Raw genomic sequence first — 18,485 nt, 5'->3', positions numbered from 1 at the left:
TGCCCAGAAGTTCAGGCACAGTGGCCCATTCCCGTACCGGGGCCTTGCCCATGGAACTGCTCGAACGCGACCACGAGCTGCAGGCGCTGGCAATCGCCCTCGCGGAGGCGATGGCCGGCGAGGGCCGCATCGTGCTGGTCAGCGGCGAGGCCGGCATCGGCAAGACCAGCTTCGTCGATCGCTTCATCGCCACGGCCGGCCGGACGGCCAGGCTGCTCAAGGGCCAGTGCGATTCGCTGTTCACCCCGTCGCCGCTCGGCCCGCTCTACGACATCGCCCGCCAGACCGGCGGGCGGCTGCTGGCCCAGCTCGAGGCCGAGGCGCCCCGCGCCGCCCTGTTTTCCACCATGCTCGACCTGCTTCGCGGCCAGCCGCAGCCCGTCATCCTGCTGGTCGAGGACGTCCATTGGGCCGATGAGGCGACGCTCGACCTGATCAAATATCTCGGCCGCCGCATTGCCGAGAACCCCGTCCTGATCATCCTGACCTATCGCGGCGACGAGGTGGGCGCCCAGCACCCGCTGCGCCTGCTCCTCGGCGATCTGGCGATGTCGCGGATCGTCCGCCGCATCGAGCTGCGAAGCCTGACGGTCGACGCCGTGCGGCGGCTGATCGCCGACCTGCCGTTCGAAGCCCGCACGCTGCACCGGCAGACCGGCGGCAATCCGTTCTTCCTGGCCGAGGTCCTGGCCCATGCCGGGCGGGGCGTTCCGCAGACGGTCTATGATGCGGTGCTGGCGCGCGCGGCGAAGCTGCAACCAGCCGCACGGGCCACGCTGGAGACGACCGCGGTGATCGGCAGCCGGGTCGAGCACGCGATGCTCGAACGGACGCAGCGCGGCGCCGTGGACGGCCTCTCCGACTGTCTCGCCGCGGGGCTGCTGGCATCGGCCGAGAACGGCGTCGCCTTTCGGCACGAGCTGGTCCGGGATGCCGTGCTGGCCGGCCTCGATCCCGGCCGGCGGCGGGAGATCTGCCGGGCGGCGCTCGCCGGCCTCAAATCCGCGGAGGCCGGGCGCGGCGATCAGGCCCAGCTGGCGCATTTCGCCGAGGGCGCGGGCGATGGCCCGGCCGTCCTCGAATTCGGCCCCGCTGCGGCGCGGGCTGCGGCGGCCGCCGGCGCCCATGGCGCGGCGGCCAGCCAGTACCGGCGCGTCCTGGCCTTCGCCGCGGACCGGGCACCGACCGAGCGCGCAAGGCTGCTCGAAGCCTATGCCGAGGAATGCGCCATCGTCGACGACCTCGCCGAGGCCTGCCGGGCGCGCGACGACGCCATCGCATTGTGGCGCCGGGCCGGTGACCGGCTGAAGGAGGGCGAGAACCTGGCCGCCCTGGCCTGGCCCCTGGTCCGCAGCGGCCGGAACGCCGCCGCCGAGGAGGCCAGCCGCCGCGCCATCGAGGTGCTGGAGGCGATGCCGCCGACCCGCCAGCTTGCCCATGCCTATCGGATCCAGGCGCATCTGCGGATGCTGCATCGCGACCGCCGGCCGGCGGTGCGCTGGGGTCGCAAGGCGATCGAGCTGGCCACGCGGCTCGGCGACGACGCCACCGTCGCCGCGGCGGAGAACGTCTTCGGCGCGGCCATGCTGGTGTTCGGCAACGAAAGGGGCCGGCTGCATCTGGAGCGTGGCCTTGCCTTGGCACGGAAGGCCGGGCTGGATGCGCTGGTCGGCCAATCCTATTCCGATCTCGGTTCCTGTTACGGCGAGCAATACCGCTTCGCCGAGGCCGAGGCTCACCTCGCCTCCGGCATCGCCTACACCGCCGAGCGCGACCTGGACCATGCCAACCACTACATGCGGTCCTGGCTCGCCCTGACCCGGCTCTATCAGGGCCGGTGGGACGAGGCCGCCGAGATCGCGACGGCACTGATCGAGGGCCCGCATGTCGCCATGGTCAGCCGCATCATGGCGCTCGTTGCGCTCGGCCGGGTGCGGGCGCGGCGCGGCGATCCGGGCGTGGCCGCGGTGCTGGACGAAGCGCTCGACCTCGTGCTGCAGACCGACACGCTGCAGCGCCTGGCGCCGGCGCGCGCCGCTCGGGCCGAGGCCGCCTGGCTGGCCGACCAGCCCGAGCGCACCATGGCGGAAGCGGCGGCGGCCTACGACCTCGCGGTCCGGCACGGCCACCGCTGGCATGCGGGCGAGTTCTCCTTCTGGCGCTGGCGGGCCGGCGACCGGAACGATCCGCCGCGCTGGGCCGCCCGTCCCTTCCTGCTGCAGGTCAAAGGCGACTGGCAGGGCGCTGCCGCGGCCTGGGAGCGGCTGGGCTGCCCCTACGAGCAGGCGCGCGCGCTGGCTGACGGCGACATGCCGGCCAGGCTGGCGGCGCTCGAGATCTTCGACCGGCTCGGCGCCGCCCCGGCGGCCGCGGCGCTGCGCCAGCGGATGCGCGTCGAGGGCGTGCGCCGGGTGCCGCGCGGCCCCAGGGCCGCAACGCGCCAGAACCCGCTGGGCCTGACCACGCGCGAGTTGGAGATCCTGGAGTGCCTGACCCAGGGGCTCAGCAACGGCCAGATCGGCGCCCGGCTCCATGTCTCGCCCAAGACCGTCGATCACCATGTCTCGTCGGTGCTGGCCAAGCTCGGCGCCTGCACGCGCGGCGAGGCCGCCCGCATCGCCCTGGAACAGCAATTGCTGCCGCAACATGGGGAGGCGCCGGCTGCAAAATAGGGAGGCCCTCCCGATGCGCGGGATTCACACCGGACATAACGTGGCGAGGTGAAGCGGTCCCGAACCGCACAAGGGAGAGACAACGCCATGCCACGCTATCTGATCGAACGCCAGTTCTCCGACGGTCTCGGCCTGGTCCCCGACCAGCAGGGACGGCAGACGGCAGCCGCCGTCATCGCCAACAATGCCCGGGATGGGGTCACCTGGGTTCAGTCCTATGTGACCCCGGACAAGAAGCGGACCTATTGCATCTACGACGCGCCCTCGCCGGAAGCGATCCGCCAGGCGGCGAACCGCAACGGGCTGCCGGTGGAGCGCATCACCGAGGTGCGCGTGCTCGACCCGTATTTCCACCTCTAGCGATCGGACTGCCCCCGCGTCTCGGCCGGGCTGCAGCAACGGCTGCAGCCCGGCCTCTTTAGCGAGGCGATCATGTTCATTCTGGCTGCCGCGCGCATAACCAGCCTGACGTGCCTGCGCGCCCTCCTGACATTGCGACCGAGCCGGCGAACCACGCCGCGCCGCAAGCCGTACCGTTTCGAAACGCTTCCCGACAGCCTGCGGGAGGATGTCGGTCTGGAGATCTGGCCGAGGTAACGACTTGGCTCAGCCCTCGACCCGCCAGCCCGGCACCGCCTTGCCGCGGAAGACATGGACATCGTCGCCGCCCGGCACCGGCAGCCGTTCCGGCAGATCCTCGGCGCCGCGGACCAGGGTGACGGTGTCCTCATTCACCGGCAGGCCGTAGAAGGCGGGACCGTTCAGCGACGCGAAGGCCTCGAACCGGTCCAGCGCGTCCTCCTCCTCGAACACCTGGGCGTAGCAGGCGACCGCGACCCGGGCGTTGAACACGCCGGCGCAGCCGCAGGCCGTCTCCTTCGCATGCACCGGATGCGGCGCGGAATCGGTGCCGAGGAAGAAGCGCGGGTCGCCCGAGGTCGCCGCCGCCCGCAGCGCCAGGCGGTGGCGCTCGCGCTTGACCACCGGCAGGCAGTAGTAGTGCGGCCGCACCCCGCCGACCAAGAGGTCGTTGCGGTTCAGCACCAGATGCTGCGGCGTGATCGTGGCGCCGACCCGGCCATCGCCCTGGTCGAGCACGAAATCGACCCCATCCTGGGTGGTGACATGCTCCATGACGATCCGCAGCTCCGGGAAGTCGGCGCGGATCGGCTGCAGGTGGCGCTCGATGAACACCGCCTCGCGGTCGAAGATGTCGATCTCGGGATCCACCACCTCGCCATGCACCAGGAGCGGCAGGCCGATCGCCTGCATCCGCTCCAGCACCGGACGGACCTTGGCCAGGTCGCGCACTCCGCCATGCGAGTTGGTGGTGGCCCCGGCGGGATACAGCTTGACCGCGGTCAGCACGCCCTCTTCCTGGCCGCGGGCGAGATCGTCGGGGTCGGTGCTCTCGGTCAGATAGGCGGTCATCAACGGGGTGAAGCGCGCGCCGTCGGGCAGCGCCGCCTGGATGCGGTCGCGATAGGCCCGGGCATCGACGGTGGTCACCACCGGCGGCGTCAGGTTCGGCATGATGATGGCGCGGGCGAAATGCGCCGTCGTGTGCGGCAGCACCGCGCGCAGCATGGCGCCGTCGCGCAGATGCAGATGCCAGTCGTCGGGGCGGCGGATCGTGAGGCGGTCGGTCATGGCGGGGCGTCCTGCTGCGGCGGCCGGATCATGGCCACGCGGTAGAAATACCGCAAGCGCGCTTGCCGGATGACAGCCCCGGTCCTAAGACAGCCCAAATCCGCCGGAGCCTGCCATGATCCTCTCGACCAGCTTCCCCGACCGCAAGACCATCGCCCGCCTGACCGCCCAGGCCTATCTCGAGGCCGGCGCCGTCAGCTTCAACGCCGAGACGCCCTACAAGTTCACCTCGGGCTGGGCCAGCCCGGTCTACACCGACACGCGGCGGCTGATCTCCTTCCCCCGCATCCGCGGCGTGCTGATGGATTTCGCCACCTCGGTGATCCTCAGCGAGATCGGCTTCGAGAAGATCGACGCGGTGGCGGGCGGCGAGACCGCCGGCATCTCCTATGCCGCCTGGATCGCCGACCGGCTGGCCCTGCCGATGCAGTATGTCCGCAAGAAGCCGAAGGGCTTCGGCCGCAACGCCCAGATCGAAGGCGTGCTGACCGAGGGCCAGCGGGTGCTGCTGGTCGAGGACCTGAACACCGACGGCCGCAGCAAGGCCAAGTTCTGCCAAGCGCTGCGCGACGCCGGCGCGGTGGTGGAGCACGTCTTCGTCGTCTTCAACTACGGCATCTTCAAGGACACGCCGAAGTTCTTCGAGTCGATCGGGGTCGAGCTGCACGGGCTGGCCACCTGGTGGGACGTGCTGGAGGTGTGCAAGGCCGGCAACCATTTCGACCCGAAGACGCTGGCCGAGGTCGAGAAATTCCTGCACGACCCGGTCTCCTGGTCCGCCGCGCATGGCGGCATCGACAAGATGCCCACTGACTGAGAAACCGCTCTCCCCCTCACCCTCCCGTCGCTGCGCGCCGGGCCCCTCCCTCTCCCCGAGGAGAGGGGATTTTCACCTCTCCTCGGGGAGAGGTCGAAATCGCGCAGCGATTTCGGGTGAGGGGGCGGCTCCGGCCGATGGCCTTGTCCGGACGCCCCGTTCCCACACATGAGCCATGCCCGATCGGCGCGAGACGCGGGCGCCGAAGCGGGGGGAAGCTGACGCCCGGCGACGGGGCGGATGGAAGGGGCGCTGACCGCCGCAGCCACGGCTCAGAGGCCCGACATGCAGGGATGGACTGCCCAGCAGCGGAGCGTCGTCGTCGCCAGCTTTCTCGGCTGGACCCTCGACGCCTTCGACTTCTTCCTCCTCGTCTTCATCCTGACCGACATATCCCAGGAGTTCGGCACCGGCGCCGAGACCACCTCCTGGCTGGTCACCCTGACCCTGGCGATGCGGCCGCTCGGTGCCTTCCTGTTCGGCCGTGCCGCCGACCGCTTCGGCCGCCGGCCGACGCTGATGGTCGACGTGCTGGCCTATTCGCTGCTGGAATTCGCCTCGGGCTTCGCCCCGACCTTCACCGTGCTCTTGATCCTGCGCATGCTGTACGGCATCGCCATGGGCGGCGAATGGGGCGTCGGCGCCTCGCTGACCATGGAGACGGTGCCGGTCCGCTCGCGCGGCTTCGTCTCCGGCCTGCTGCAGGCGGGCTATCCGACCGGCTACCTGCTGGCCTCGATCGTCTACGGCCTGTTCTACGATTCGATCGGCTGGCGCGGCATGTTCATGATCGGCGTGCTGCCGGCGCTGCTGGTGCTGTACATCCGCCGCAGCGTGCCGGAATCGCCGTCCTGGACCGAGACCAAGGTTGCCCGCGACGGCATCTCGCTCCGCGACACGGTGCGGCGGCACTGGCGGCTCGGCATCTACGCCATCCTGCTGATGACCGCCTTCAACTTCTTCAGCCACGGCACCCAGGACATCTACCCGACCTTCCTCAAGGTCCAGCACGGCATGGGCCCGCACGAGGTCAGCCTGATCGCCATCGTCTACAACATCGGCGCCATCCTCGGCGGCATCGCCTGCGGCGTGCTGTCGGAGCGCTTCGGCCGGCGCCGGGTGATCGTGGTCGCGGCGCTGCTGGCCCTGCCGGCGCTGCCGCTCTGGGCCTTCTCCTCCGGCCCGGTGCTGCTGGCCGCCGGCGCCTTCCTGATGCAGGTCGCGGTGCAGGGCGCCTGGGGCGTGGTCCCGGCCCATCTCAACGAGCTATCGCCGGAGGAGGCGCGCGGCACCTTCCCCGGCTTCGTCTACCAGACCGGCAACCTGCTGGCCGCGATCAACCTGACCCTGCAGACCCATATCGCGGTCACCAACGGCAACGACTATGCCCTGGCCATGGCCTGGGTGACCGGCGTGGTGGCGGTGGTGATCGCCCTGCTGATCGCCTTCGGGCCGGAGAAGCGCGGCGTCGCCTTCGGCGCGGCGCGGCTGCAATCCGAGCTCGCCGCCACCCCCGCCGCCGGGGAATAGCCGCACCGGGACGGGGGCCGGCGGGCGTGATATAACACGCCGCCCGGCCCCCGGCCGAAGCCGCCCATCGCGATGCCGCCATGCCGGACGAGCACCAGTTCCTGGACCTGATCGGCCAGATCTACGACGCCGCGGCCGGCGACGCAGACTGGACCGTGGTGCTGGGCAACCTGACCCGGATGCTCGGCGCCCATGCCGCCGTGCTGCAGCGGCCGCAAGCGCCCGGGCAGGCGGTGCAGACGCTGGTCAGCGGCATCGATCTCGCCTATGTCGGGCTGTACGGCGCCCATTATCACAGCGTGCTGCCGATCCGGTCCTGGCTGCCGCGGCTGCCCGGCGGGTCGGTCTTCATCGACCGCATGCTGCTGGCCGACCAGGACTATGTCCGGACCGAGTTCTACACCGACTTCCTGACGCCGCAGGACCAGCATGCCAGCCTGTCCTGGCTGGACCGCAACCGGCAGGGCGGCGGGGCCACCCCGGCCCTGATCTCGGTCTGGCGCTCCCGCCGGCAGCCGGAGTGGGAGCCGGCGCAGCTGCGCCTGCTGCACCAGCTTTCCCCGCATCTCGAACAGGCGCTGGAGATCGAGCGCCGTCTCGGCGCCAGCGCGGCGCGGCGGCTGGCGGACGAACTGGTCCGCAGCGCCGCCGAGCTGACCTGGCGCGAGCGGGACTGCCTGGCCCGGATCGCCCGCGGCGCGTCCAGCAAGGAAATCGCGCGCCAGCTCGATCTGTCGATCCACACGGTCAACGACCACGTCGAATCGGCGATGCGGAAGCTGGCGGCGACCAGCCGGAGCGAGGCCGTGGCCAAGGCCATGGTGCTGGACCTGCTCGAGGGGTGATCCCCTAATCCTCGGGGATTGAGGCAAACCGCGCAATCGGAGACCTTGACGGTGGAACGTCGCGCGGTGCGCCTGCCGCAATTCCGGTTATTTTGCGCCGATAAGGAAACAATTCGACGCAAATTCTGTTTTCAGTGTGGAGCGGCCGCCGGGCGCGATGCGGGTTCGCCATTGGATGGGGAGGTGCGGATGAATCCGGTTCTGGTGGCGGCCTTCGGGCTGATTGCGGTGCTGCTGTGGCGCGCCGGGCCGGGCTTCGCCGCGGTCACGGGCGGCACGGCCCTGTCGGCGGCGCTGCTGCTCCAGACCCTCCACTGATCGCGCTGCATGCGGCTTCGGCGAGAGCCGCCAAAGGACCACAAACCTGCTATAGTCTCGATCGACCGCCGGCATCGCGCCGGCGGTTTGCTGCGTCCTTGCCTCGCTTCGCCATGCCGGATGACCGCGCTATCGCCCAGCTGGTCGGCCAGACCTACGACGCCGCCCTCGGCGACGAGGACTGGGCGGTCGTGCTGCGCCGGGTGCTGGTGCTGCTCGGCGGCGAAGCCGTGGCGCTGCATCCGACCGGCGCCCCGATGCCGACCGATGCCGCCATCCGCGTCGGCTGCGATCCCGCCTATATCCCGCTCTACAACGCCCATTACCACCAGACCTGGCCGATCCTGCCGATGATGCAGCGGCTGCAGGCCCAGCCGGTCTTCGTCGACCGCATGCTGGTGCCGCAGAACGACTTCCTCCGCACCGAATTCTACAACGACTACATCCGGCCGCAGGGCGGCCACAGCGGCCTGTACTGGGTCGATTTCGACCGGCACGGCCTGGCGTCGCATCTCTCGCTCTGGCGGTCGCCGCGCCGCCCCGACTGGAGCGACGAGGAGGTCCGGCTGCTGCAGCATCTCGGCCCGCATATCGGCCGGGCGCTGAAGATCCAGGGCCGGCTCGTCCCGACAGGCCCGCGCGTCGGCGACGCGCCGCCGCTGCTGGCGCCGCGCGAGCGCGACTGCCTCGCCTGGGTCGCCCGCGGCGCCTCCAGCAAGCAGGCCGCCCAGCGCCTGGCCCTGTCGGTCTACACCGTCAACGAATATGTCGCCTCGGCGATGCGCAAGCTGCGGGCGACCAGCCGCAGCGAAGCGGTGGCCACCGCCCTCAGCCTCGGCCTGCTCGATGCCTGAGCCTCATGTCGCGATCGGCGGGCGCGCGCTGACCGGCCTGATCAGCCAGTCCTATGACGCCGCGCTGGGCGAGGACGACTGGGCATCGGTGCTGGATGGCCTGGCCCGGCTGCTCGGCAGCGACTCCGCCGTGACGTTGCATCCGACCGGCGCGCCGATGCCGGCGGACAAGGCGATCCGGATCCAGTCCGATCCCGGCTACGTCCCGCTCTACAACACGCATTACCACCAGACCTGGCCGATCCTGCCGATGCTGCCGCAGCTGCCGGCGGTGTTCGTCGACCGGATGCTGATCCCCGATCCGGCTTTCATCCGCACCGAATTCTACAACGACTATGCCCGGCCGCAGGGACGGCACAGCGGCCTGTACTGGATCGATGCCGACCGCCGCGGCCTCGGCATTCATCTCTCCCTCTGGCGGTCGCGGCGCCGCCCCGACTGGGGCGACGGGGAGGTCCAGCTGCTGCGGCATCTCGGCCCGCATCTCGGCCGGGCGCTGAAGATCCAGGACCGGCTCGCCGCGGCCCGCGCGCGGGGCGCCACGCCGTCGCCGCTGACGCCGCGCGAGCGCGACTGCCTGGCCTGGGTCGCCCGCGGCGCCTCCAGCAAGCAGGCGGCCCGGCACCTGGCCCTGTCGGCCTACACCGTCGACGAATACGTCGCCTCGGCGATGCGCAAGCTGCAGGCGACCAGCCGCAGCGAGGCCGTGGCCAACGCCCTCAGCCTCGGCCTGCTCGACTCATAGCGCCGCCCGGCAATCCCCCAATCCTCGGGGGTTGAGAGACCTTTCCCATCCCGGAAGAATATCCGCAGTCGAATCCGCGTCCTGGCAGCAAGCCGGCAGCGGCGATGCGCGGCCGGAGCCGCGGCGCGGCGCGGGATCTGAAACGGGGACCTTCCGACACCACGCCGGCTGCATGCGGCAACCGGTGAAGCGGCCGTGCCCGGCCGCGAGTCAGGAGCACTCGATGCCTGTCCTTTCCGGCGGCGACGCCGCCAACGACAACCGGTCGACCGGGGACCGGCCTTGCCTGCGCCTGGACCTGGCGCCCGATGCCTGGTCCGGCACTCCTCCGGCTGAGGAAATGGTCGCCTGGATCGAGGACGGGTGGTGCGGCCCGGTCGAGATCTGCCCGGCGCCGGATCCCCGGCCGATGCCGACCGGGCCGGATTAGCGGCCGGCCGGGTGCTGCGCGAATCAGCGCCGCCGGCGACACATGGCTTACGGCTGTAACCGCAATCCGAGATCGAACCCCGTTCGGTCCGGATAAGACTGTCGGCCTCTACCGACTCAAGGAGAGATGCTTTGAAAGCACGTTTTGCGATCACCCTGCTGGCGACCGCGGCGCTCGGCGTGCTCGCCGTCCAGGCTCCGGCGATGGCCGAGGTCAGGCTGGGTCTCGCCGCGCCGCTGACCGGCCCGAACGCGGCGACCGGCGAGCAGTACCGCCGCGGCGCCGAGGCTGCGGTCAAGGCCCTGAACGCTGCCGGCGGCGTCAATGGCCAGCAGGTGACGCTGGTCTATGGCGACGACGCCTCCGATCCCCGCCAGGGCGTCGCGGCGGCGAATGAGCTGGTGGGCGAAGGCGTGGCGGCGGTGATCGGCCACTACAACTCTTCGGTCTCGATCCCGGCCTCGACAGTCTATGCCGAGGAGGGGGTGCTGCAGATCACCCCGGGCTCGACCAACCCGCAACTGACCGAGCAGGGCATCAAGACCGTGTTCCGCACCTGCGGCCGCGACGACCAGCAGGGCGATGTCGCCGGCACGTTCCTAGCGACCGCCCATAAGGGCCGCAAGGTCGCGATCCTGCACGACCAGACCACCTACGGCAAAGGCGTGGCGGACGCGACCAAGGCGCGGATGAACAGCCTCGGCCTCAAGGAGGTGATGTATGAAGGCATCACCGTCGGCGAGCGCGATTTCTCGGCCATCGTCTCGAAGATGAAGGCCGCGAATGTCGACGCCGTGTTCTTCGGCGGCCTCTACAACGAAGGCGGGCTGATCCTGCGCCAGATGCGCGACCAGGGGCTGAAGGCGCAGTTCCTGTCCCCCGACGGCACGGTGTCCCAGGAGTTCTGGGGCATCACCGGGCCGTCCGGCGAGGGCGCGCTCGTCACCTTCGGGCCGGAGATGCGCGACCAGCCGAAGGCCAGGGACGCCGTCGCCCAGTTCCGCGCGGCGGGCTACGAGCCGGAAGGCTACACCCTCTACACCTACGCCGCCGTCCAGGTCTGGGCCGAGGCGGCGAAGAAGGCGGGATCGGTCGACGGCGCCAAGGTTGCCGCGGCGCTGCATGACGGCAGCGCCTATGACACGGTGATCGGCCCCCTCACCTTCGACGCCAAGGGCGATCCTGCCGGCAGCAACTACGTCCTCTACAGGTGGGAGGACGGCAAGATGGTGCAGCTGACGGACGCGCAAGTCGCCAAGCTGGGCCAGTGAGGCAGGATCCGGAGGCACGGCGTCTCCGCGCCTCCGGCCGTCATGCCGCGAAATCCTCGATCCGGTCGGCGGCGGCGCGGTCGTAGCCACGGCTGGCCTCGAGCAGCTGGCGGGTATAGGGCTGGGTCACCGTGCCGTCATGCAGCTGCGCCGCGGTCAGGGTTTCGACGATGCGGCCGCGGTTCATCACCGCCAGCCGGTCGCACATCACCGACACCACGGCGAGGTTGTGGGTGACCAGGAGATAGGTCAGCCCGCGCTCGGCCCGCAGCCGCTTCAGCAGGTTCAGGATCTCCGCCTGCACCGAGACATCGAGCGCCGAGGTCGGCTCGTCCAGCAGCAGCACCCGCGGCTCCAGCACCAGCGCCCGGGCGATGGCGACGCGCTGGCGCTGCCCGCCCGACAGCTGGTGCGGGTAGCGGAAGCGGAAGCTGGGGCCGAGGCCCACCTCCTTCAGCACCCGCTCGACCCTGGCGTCGCGGTTGTCGAAGCCGTGGATCGCCAGCGGCTCCATCAGCGTCGCGTCCACGGTCTGGCGCGGATGCAGCGAGCCATAGGGGTCCTGGAACACCATCTGGCACAGCTTGAAGAAACCCTTGTCGCGGCGCCGCCCCTGCTCCCGCCCATCGACGGCGATCCGGCCGGTCCAGTCCCAGTTCAGGCCGGACAAAGCGCGCAGGATGGTGGACTTGCCGGAGCCGCTTTCGCCGACCAGGCCGTAGCTTTCGCCCCGCGCCACCGTCAGCGAGGCGTCGCGCACCGCATGGGTGTCGCCGAACACGACGTCGAGGCCGTTGATCGTGATCATCGCATCCATCGTCACGCCTCCAGCCAGGCCGGGTCGCGCTGCAGCACCGGCAGGAACGGCCTCGTGTCGCCGATCTGCGGCAGCGATTCAAGCAGGCCGCGGGTGTAGGGATGCTTGGCCTGGTGCAGCTCCGCCGCCCGGCAGCTCTCGACCACCCGGCCGGCGTACATGATCAGGATGCGGTCGCAGAAGCTGGCGACCAGGTTCAGGTCGTGGCTGATGAAGATCAGCCCCATGCCGCGCTGGGTCACCAGGTCGTCGATGATCGCCAGCACCTGCATCTGCACGGTGACGTCGAGCGCCGAGGTCGGCTCGTCGGCGATCAGCAGGTCCGGGTCGGGGATCAGCATCATCGCGATCATGATGCGCTGGCCCATGCCGCCCGAGACCTCGTGCGGATACAGGCCCCACACCCGCTCCGGGTCGCGGATGCGCACCGCCTCGAACATCTCCAGCACCCGGCGCTTCGCCTCGCGGGCGGAGGCGCGCTTGTGGATGCGGTAGGCCTCGGCCACCTGCTCGCCCACCGTGACCACGGGGTTGAGCGAGAATTTCGGGTCCTGCATCACCATCGAGATGCGGCGGCCGCGGATGGCGCGCATCTGCCGCTCGCTCTGGCGCTGCAGGTCGATGCCGTCGAACAGCAGCCGGTCGGCCTGGGCCCGGCCGGGCGACGTCACCAGCCGCAGGATCGCGCGGCCGGTCATCGACTTACCGGAACCGCTTTCGCCGACGATGCCCAGCTTCTCGCGCCCCAGGGTGAAGCCCATGCCGCGCACCGCGCGCACCGGGCCCTTGGCGGTGTCGAAGGTGACCGAGAGGTTTTCGACCTCCAGCAGCGGGGCGGTCACGACTGACCGCCTTGCTTCGGGTCGAGGATGTCGCGCAGCCCGTCGCCGAGCAGGTTGAAGCCCAGGCTGACCACGAAGATGGCGATGCCGGGCATGGTCGCGACCCACCACTGGTCGAGGATGAAGCTGCGGCCCTTGGAGATCATCGCCCCCCATTCCGGCAGCGGCGGCTGGGCGCCGAGGCCGAGGAAGCCGAGGCCGGCCGCGGTCAGGATGATGCCGGCCATGTCGAGCGTGACCCGGACGATCACCGAGGACAGGCACAGCGGCACGATGTGCCGGGCGACGATGCGGGCGCTGGAGGCGCCCTGCAGCCTGACCGCGCTGATGAAGTCGGCGTTGCGGATCGTCAGTGTCTCGGCCCGGGCGATGCGGGCATAAGGCGGCCAGGAGGTGATGGCGATAGCGATGATCGCGTTCTCGATGCCAGGCCCGAGCGCGGCGACGAAGGCCAGCGCCAGGATCAGCTTCGGGAAGGCCAGGAAGATGTCGGTGATGCGCATCAGCACCGCGTCGACCCAGCCGCCGAGATAGCCCGAGACCGTGCCGATCAGCAGCCCGACCGGAGCCGCGGTGATCGCCACCAGCACGACGATCAGCAGGGTCAGCCGGGTGCCATAGATGATGCGGGACCAGATGTCCCGGCCGAGCTCGTCGGTGCCGAGCCAATGCGCGGCGCTGAAAGGCTGCAGCCGGTCGGCCAGGTCCTGCTCGATCGGCGACTGGTGGGCCAGCAGCGGCGCGAGCGCGGCGGCGACCAGCAGCAGGAGGACGATGACGAGGCCAACCATCGCCAGTGGGTTGCGGGCGAGGCCGAGCCACAGCAGATACAGCCGCCCGAGCCGCGCCTGGCCGCGCGAATGCGGCGTGTCGGAGAGCAGCCAGCCGCGCCAGGTGTCGGGCTTCGACAGGGTGTCGGTGGAGTTCGTCATGGTTGGAATTCCGACGACAGCGCGATCATCCCCTCTCCTTGGGGAGAGGGAGGGCATCTACACATCTGCCCGGCGTCATCCGATTGCCTCTCCCGCTTGCGGGAGAGGTCGGGCTCGCGCAGCGAGACCGGGTGAGGGCGGACCAGCCGCGACACCAGGCTCGACGCTTCAGGACCGGGCAGATCAAATGCTCGCTCTCGGCAAAGCTGTGCTTTCGGCAAAGCCGCTATCCCCTCACCCGGACATCCTTCGGATGTCCGACCTCTCCCGAAAGCGGGAGAGGCAATCTGTTCGCAATCCCGCCGTTGGTGTCTCCCTTTCCTCTCCCCGAGGAGAGGGAATATAACGCGGGCTTCGATAACCTGCGTATCGGTCATCGCGCCCTCGGGTCCAGCACGCGGTACAGCAGGTCGGACAGCATGTTCAGCCCGATATAGACGGCGCCGACGACGATGGTGCCGCCGAGCACCGCGTTCATGTCGGCGTTGAGCAGGGAGTTGGTGATGTACTGGCCGAGGCCCGGCCAGGCGAACACCGTCTCGGTCAGCACCGCCCCCTCCAGCAGCCCGGCATAGGACAGCGCCACCACGGTCAACAGCGGCACCCGGATGTTGCGGAAGGCGTGGCGCCAGATCACCGCCCGCTCCGACACGCCCTTGACCCGCGCCGTGGTGACGTATTCCTGGCGCAGCTGGTCGAGCATGAAGGACCGCGTCATCCGGCTGATATAGGCGAGGCTGTAATAGCCCAGCAGCGCCGCCGGCAGCAGCAGGTGGTCGATGGCGTTCCAGAACACCTCCCATTCGCCGGCCAGCGCGGCGTCGAGCGTGATCACGCCCGTCACCGGGTCGACGAGGCCGTCATAGAACACATCGAGCCGCCCGGGGCCAGCCACCCAGCTGAGCTTGGCGTAGAACAGCAGCAGGCCGACCAGGCCGAGCCAGAAGATCGGCACCGAATAGCCGATCAGCCCGACCACGCGGACCAGATGGTCGGGCCATCGGTCACGATTCACTGCAGCCATCACCCCCGCCGGCACGCCGATGACGATGCCGAACAGGACGCCCAGAGTGGCCAGCTCCAGCGTCGCCGGGAACACCCGGCCGATATCCTCCAGCACCGGGCGCGAGGTCAGCACCGAGGTGCCGAGGTCACCCGACAGCACGTCGCCGGCATAGCGGGCGAACTGGTCCCAGAGCGGCTTGTCGAGGCCGAGCTCCAGCCGCGCCTTCTCATAGACATCGCGCGGCGCCCGGTCGCCGACCACGGCGAGCACCGGGTCGATCGGCACCACCCGGCCGATGAAGAAGGTGACGAGGAGCAGCCCGAAGAAGGTGGTCGCCAGAGAGGCGACCACGCCGGCGATGCGGAGGGCGAGCCCGCGCCGGCGACGGCGGCGGGCGCCGGGCCGGACCGAGGTCGGACCCGGCTGGAGGTTGGTGGCGGTCACGGGGTCACGACTTCCTGCCGGTCCAATACTGGTTCCTGTCATAGGTCGCCGACCAGGTGAGGCCGGTGACCGGCTTGCGGCTGGCGATCACCTCGGACAGCTGGAACATGAAGGCGAAGGGCGAGATCTGCTGGTGGCGGCGCTGCAGCTCGGCATAGATCTGCGACCGCTTGGCGCCGTCGGTCTCGAGCACGGCGTTCTGGGCTTCGGCGGTCATGCCCGCATCCTGCCAGCCATTGGCCCAGGCCTGGGTCTTCGAGGCGGTGGCGTCGCTGTTGTCGTTGTTGACCGCGAAGGTCCCGGCATTGGAATCCGGGTCCTCATAGTCAGGGCCCCAGCGGCCGATATAGATCTCGTGCTTGCGGGCGCGCTGCTTGGACAGGACCTGCCGGGCGTCGCCCGGGATCAGCTCCACCGCCACCCCGGCCCGGGCGAAGCTGGCCTGCAGCGCCTGGGCGATGTCGATATAGGGCGACTGGTTGATCACATCCATCGTCGCCTTGAACCCGTCCGGCAGGCCGGCCTGGGCCAGCAGCGCCTTCGCCTTGTCGACGTCGAGCTTGAAGGGCGCGTCGTCGATCGCCCCCAGCATGCCGGCCGGCACCAGGCTCTGATGCACGGTGGCGAGGCCATGCATGATGGTCGCGACGATGCCGTCATAGTCGACCAGGTACTTCAGCGCCTGCCGCACCTCCGGCTTGTCGAAGGGCGGGTGCAGGACGTTGAAGCTGACATAGAAGATCGACATCTTCTGCACCGGCTCGAGCGTGATGTCGGCATTGCCCTGCAGCGATTTCAGCTGGTCCGGGGTCAGGTTGCGGGCGACATCGACATCGCCCTTCTGCAGCAGCAGCAGCCGGCTCGAGGACTCCGGGACATGGCGGATGAAGACCCGGCGAAATCCGGGCTGGCCCTGCCAGTAGCCGTCGTTGCGGTCGAGCGCCAGCAGCTCGTTGGGCTTCCAGGACTGCAGCTTGAACGGGCCGGAGCCGGCGGAATGCGTCTTCAGCCATTCATGGCCGAAATCGCCGTTCACCTCATGCTCCTGCACCAGCTTGCTGTCGACCACGGCGGTGACGGTGGCGGTCAGGCAGTTCAGCACGAAGGTCGGCGCATAGGCTTTGTCGGTCTTGAACACCAGCGTCCGGTCGTCCGGCGCGGTGATCATCTGGTCGACATTCTCCGCCGTCAGCCCGAACTGGCTGACGATGTAGGCCGGCGCCAGGTTCAGCTTGATCGCGCGCTGCAGCGACCAGGCCGCGTCCCGGGCGGTCAGCGGATTGCCGGAGTGGAACGTCACCCCGTCGCGGATCTTGAAGGTGTAGGTCCGGGCGTCGTCCGACACCGCCCAGCTTTCGGCCAGGAGCGGCACGATCTTGCTGGCGTCCTTCTGGTCGTAGCCGATCAGCCGGTCATAGACCTGGGCCAGGTATTCGGTCGACGACGCCTCGAAGATCTCGGCCGGGTCGAGCGAGACCAGGTCGTCGATCACCCAGGCCTCGACCAGCGTGTCGGGCGGCGTGCCTGCCCTGGCCGCGAGGCCAGAGCAGGCGATCGTCGCCGCGAGGATGCCGCAGGCGAGCAGCTTCAGCACGATTCCGGATCCTCGCTGCGGTTCAGGACTTCTTGCCGGTCCAGTAGAAGTTGCTGTCGAAGGCCGGGCCCCAGGTGATGCCCGAGACGTTGTTGCGCATCGCCGGCACCTCGGTCTGCTGGAACATCACCGCGAAGGGCGAGACCTCCATGTGCTTGCGCTGCAGGTCCTCGTAGATCTTCGCCCGCTTGGCGCCGTCGCGCTCGGTCACCGCGCTCTGCGCCAGCTTGGTCAGATCCGCATCCTGCCAGCCGTTGCGCCAGGCCAACGTCTTCGACTTGGCGTCGGCGCCATTGTCGACATTGATGGCGAAGGTCTCGGCGTTCGAGTTCGGGTCCTGATAGTCGGTGCCCCAGCGGCCGATATAGATGTCGTGGTTGCGGGCCCGGTACTTGGTCAGGGTCTGCTTGTTGTCGCCGGGGATGATCTCGACCTGCACGCCGGCTTGGGCGAAGGTCGACTGGATCGACTGCGCCATGTCCATCGAGGGCGAGGCGTTCCAGACGTCGAAGGTGGTCTTGAAGCCGTCCGGCAGCCCGGCCTTGGCCAAAAGCTCCTTGGCCTTGGCGACGTCGAGCTTGAACGGCTCGTCGGCGATCTCGCCCAGCATGCCCTGCGGGATGAAGCCCTCATGCTTGACGGCGATGCCGCGCATGAAGCTGTTGGCCATGCCGTCATAGTCGATCAGGTATTTCAGCGCCTGCCGCACCTCCGGCTTGTCGAAGGGCGGGTGCAGCGTGTTGAAGCTGATGTACCAGACCGAGCCCTTCGGCGCGTTCTCGAGCTTGATGTCGGGGTTGCCGTCGAGCGACTTGAGCTGCTCGGCGCTGAGGTTGCGGGCGACGTCGATATCACCCTTCTGCAGCAGCAGCAGCTGGGTCGCCGCCTCCGACACGTGGCGGATGAAGACGCGGCGGAAGGCCGGCTTGCCCTGCCAGTAGTCGTCGTTGCGGTCGAAGACGAGGGACTCGTTCGGCTTCCAGCCCGACAGCTTGAACGGACCGGAGCCGGCGGAATGGGTCTTCAGCCATTCATGGCCGAAATCGCCATTCGCCTCATGCGCCTTCACCTCCTTGCTGTCGACCACCGAGGCGACGCCCGAGGTCAGGCAGTTCAGCACGAAGGTCGGGGCGTAGGCCTTGTCGGTCTTGAACACCAGGGTGCGGTCGTCCGGCGCCGTCACCACCTGGTCGACATTCTCCGCGGTCAGGCCGAACTGGCCGAGGATGAAGGCCGGGGACAGGTTCAGCTTCACCGCGCGCTGCAGCGACCAGGCCGCATCCTGGGCGGTCAGCGCGTTGCCGGAGTGGAACTTCACCCCGTCGCGGATCTTGAAGGTGTAGGTCAGGCCGTCATCGGAGACGGTCCAGCTCTCGGCCACGCCGGGCAGGATCTTGCTGACGTCCTTGACGTCGTAGCCGATCAGCCGCTCATAGACCTGGGCCTGGTATTCGGCCGCCGAGAACTCGAAGATCTCGGCCGGGTCGAGCGAGATGATGTCGTCGATCTGCCAGGCCTCGACCAAGGTATCCTTCGGCGTCTCGGCCATCGCCGGCAGGCTGGCGCAGGCCAGGATGGTCGCTGCGAGTATGTTGCGGGTGAAACGCTTGATCACGTTTTCCCCTCCCTGTTTGTTATGTCCAAGACCACGGAACGGTACCGGGCGGCCCATCTTCCGGGCCGCGTCGAACCGGAGTCAAGCCGCAGCCCCGGAGGCA

18 protein-coding genes are annotated in these 18,485 nt (G+C 69.3%); 11 read left to right on the top strand and 7 right to left on the bottom strand.

The annotated features are described in order from the left end of the window. Positions 1-50: 50 nt before the first annotated feature. From FFK22_RS05770 to FFK22_RS42725, 3 genes are all read left to right on the top strand, one after another. Positions 51-2,672 carry an AAA family ATPase gene (locus FFK22_RS05770; protein WP_143956801.1) on the top strand — a complete coding sequence of 874 codons (2,622 nt, stop codon included), beginning with the start codon at positions 51-53 and terminating at the stop codon, positions 2,670-2,672. 87 nt (positions 2,673-2,759) lie between these two features. Beyond that, on the top strand, positions 2,760-3,032 hold the full coding sequence (locus FFK22_RS05765) for a DUF4242 domain-containing protein (RefSeq protein ID WP_138887577.1): 273 nt from the start codon (positions 2,760-2,762) through the stop codon (positions 3,030-3,032). 72 nt (positions 3,033-3,104) lie between these two features. Then, positions 3,105-3,269 carry a hypothetical protein gene (locus FFK22_RS42725; protein ID WP_186002325.1) on the top strand — a complete coding sequence of 55 codons (165 nt, stop codon included), beginning with the start codon at positions 3,105-3,107 and terminating at the stop codon, positions 3,267-3,269. Positions 3,270-3,278: 9 nt separating this feature from the next. On the opposite strand, the gene pyrC is transcribed toward FFK22_RS42725, so the two are convergent. Beyond that, the gene (gene pyrC / locus FFK22_RS05760) at positions 3,279-4,322 is read right to left on the bottom strand and encodes a dihydroorotase (RefSeq protein WP_138887576.1); all 1,044 of its coding nucleotides are present in this window, start codon (positions 4,320-4,322) and stop codon (positions 3,279-3,281) included. A gap of 115 nt (positions 4,323-4,437) precedes the next feature. Here pyrC and FFK22_RS05755 point away from each other — a divergent pair, with 115 nt between their 5' ends. The 8 genes from FFK22_RS05755 (at position 4,438) to FFK22_RS05725 (ending at position 11,132) form a co-directional block, all read left to right on the top strand. Continuing rightward, positions 4,438-5,139, top strand: coding sequence for an orotate phosphoribosyltransferase (locus FFK22_RS05755; protein WP_138887575.1), 702 nt, complete (start codon positions 4,438-4,440; stop codon positions 5,137-5,139). A 285-nt stretch (positions 5,140-5,424) separates the two neighbouring features. Beyond that, a complete protein-coding gene (locus FFK22_RS05750) occupies positions 5,425-6,669 on the top strand; it encodes an MFS transporter (RefSeq protein ID WP_138887574.1) in 1,245 nt (414 codons plus the stop codon). Between the two features lie 80 nt (positions 6,670-6,749). Beyond that, complete coding sequence (locus FFK22_RS05745) at positions 6,750-7,514, top strand: LuxR C-terminal-related transcriptional regulator (protein WP_138887573.1); 765 nt, start codon at positions 6,750-6,752, stop codon at positions 7,512-7,514. 189 nt (positions 7,515-7,703) lie between these two features. After that, positions 7,704-7,832, top strand: coding sequence for a hypothetical protein (locus FFK22_RS44340; protein WP_306770075.1), 129 nt, complete (start codon positions 7,704-7,706; stop codon positions 7,830-7,832). Between the two features lie 113 nt (positions 7,833-7,945). Beyond that, entirely contained in the window at positions 7,946-8,686 is a 741-nt protein-coding gene (locus FFK22_RS05740) for a helix-turn-helix transcriptional regulator (protein ID WP_138887590.1), read from the top strand. After that, entirely contained in the window at positions 8,679-9,431 is a 753-nt protein-coding gene (locus tag FFK22_RS05735) for a helix-turn-helix transcriptional regulator (RefSeq protein WP_186002324.1), read from the top strand. The genes FFK22_RS05740 and FFK22_RS05735 overlap by 8 nt, the downstream gene beginning before the upstream one ends. A gap of 223 nt (positions 9,432-9,654) precedes the next feature. Further along, positions 9,655-9,861, top strand: a complete 207-nt coding sequence (locus tag FFK22_RS05730) for a hypothetical protein (RefSeq protein ID WP_138887571.1) — start codon at positions 9,655-9,657, stop codon at positions 9,859-9,861. 131 nt (positions 9,862-9,992) lie between these two features. Next, positions 9,993-11,132 (top strand): branched-chain amino acid ABC transporter substrate-binding protein, encoded by a 1,140-nt coding sequence (locus FFK22_RS05725; RefSeq protein ID WP_221938417.1) that lies wholly within the window; start codon positions 9,993-9,995, stop codon positions 11,130-11,132. Positions 11,133-11,172: 40 nt separating this feature from the next. Here FFK22_RS05725 and FFK22_RS05720 read toward each other — a convergent pair whose 3' ends face one another. The 6 genes from FFK22_RS05720 to FFK22_RS05695 form a co-directional block, all read right to left on the bottom strand. After that, on the bottom strand, positions 11,173-11,949 hold the full coding sequence (locus FFK22_RS05720; protein ID WP_138887570.1) for an ABC transporter ATP-binding protein: 777 nt from the start codon (positions 11,947-11,949) through the stop codon (positions 11,173-11,175). A 2-nt stretch (positions 11,950-11,951) separates the two neighbouring features. Then, positions 11,952-12,791 (bottom strand): ABC transporter ATP-binding protein, encoded by an 840-nt coding sequence (locus FFK22_RS05715; RefSeq protein WP_186002323.1) that lies wholly within the window; start codon positions 12,789-12,791, stop codon positions 11,952-11,954. Beyond that, positions 12,788-13,723 carry a nickel transporter permease gene (gene nikC, locus FFK22_RS05710; RefSeq protein WP_138887569.1) on the bottom strand — a complete coding sequence of 312 codons (936 nt, stop codon included), beginning with the start codon at positions 13,721-13,723 and terminating at the stop codon, positions 12,788-12,790. The genes FFK22_RS05715 and nikC overlap by 4 nt, the downstream gene beginning before the upstream one ends. 373 nt (positions 13,724-14,096) lie before the next feature. Beyond that, complete coding sequence (locus FFK22_RS05705) at positions 14,097-15,173, bottom strand: ABC transporter permease (RefSeq protein ID WP_221938416.1); 1,077 nt, start codon at positions 15,171-15,173, stop codon at positions 14,097-14,099. A 4-nt stretch (positions 15,174-15,177) separates the two neighbouring features. Next, entirely contained in the window at positions 15,178-16,767 is a 1,590-nt protein-coding gene (locus FFK22_RS05700) for an ABC transporter substrate-binding protein (protein WP_221938415.1), read from the bottom strand. A gap of 22 nt (positions 16,768-16,789) precedes the next feature. Continuing rightward, complete coding sequence (locus FFK22_RS05695; RefSeq protein WP_221938414.1) at positions 16,790-18,382, bottom strand: ABC transporter substrate-binding protein; 1,593 nt, start codon at positions 18,380-18,382, stop codon at positions 16,790-16,792. Positions 18,383-18,485 lie beyond the last annotated feature (103 nt).

This window comes from Mycobacterium sp. KBS0706 (assembly GCF_005938675.2).
In the GTDB taxonomy this organism is placed as follows: Bacteria; Pseudomonadota; Alphaproteobacteria; order DSM-16000; family Inquilinaceae; genus Inquilinus.
The sequence above is the reverse complement of the archived record's forward strand: the minus strand, read 5'-3'. Positions and strand labels throughout refer to the sequence as shown.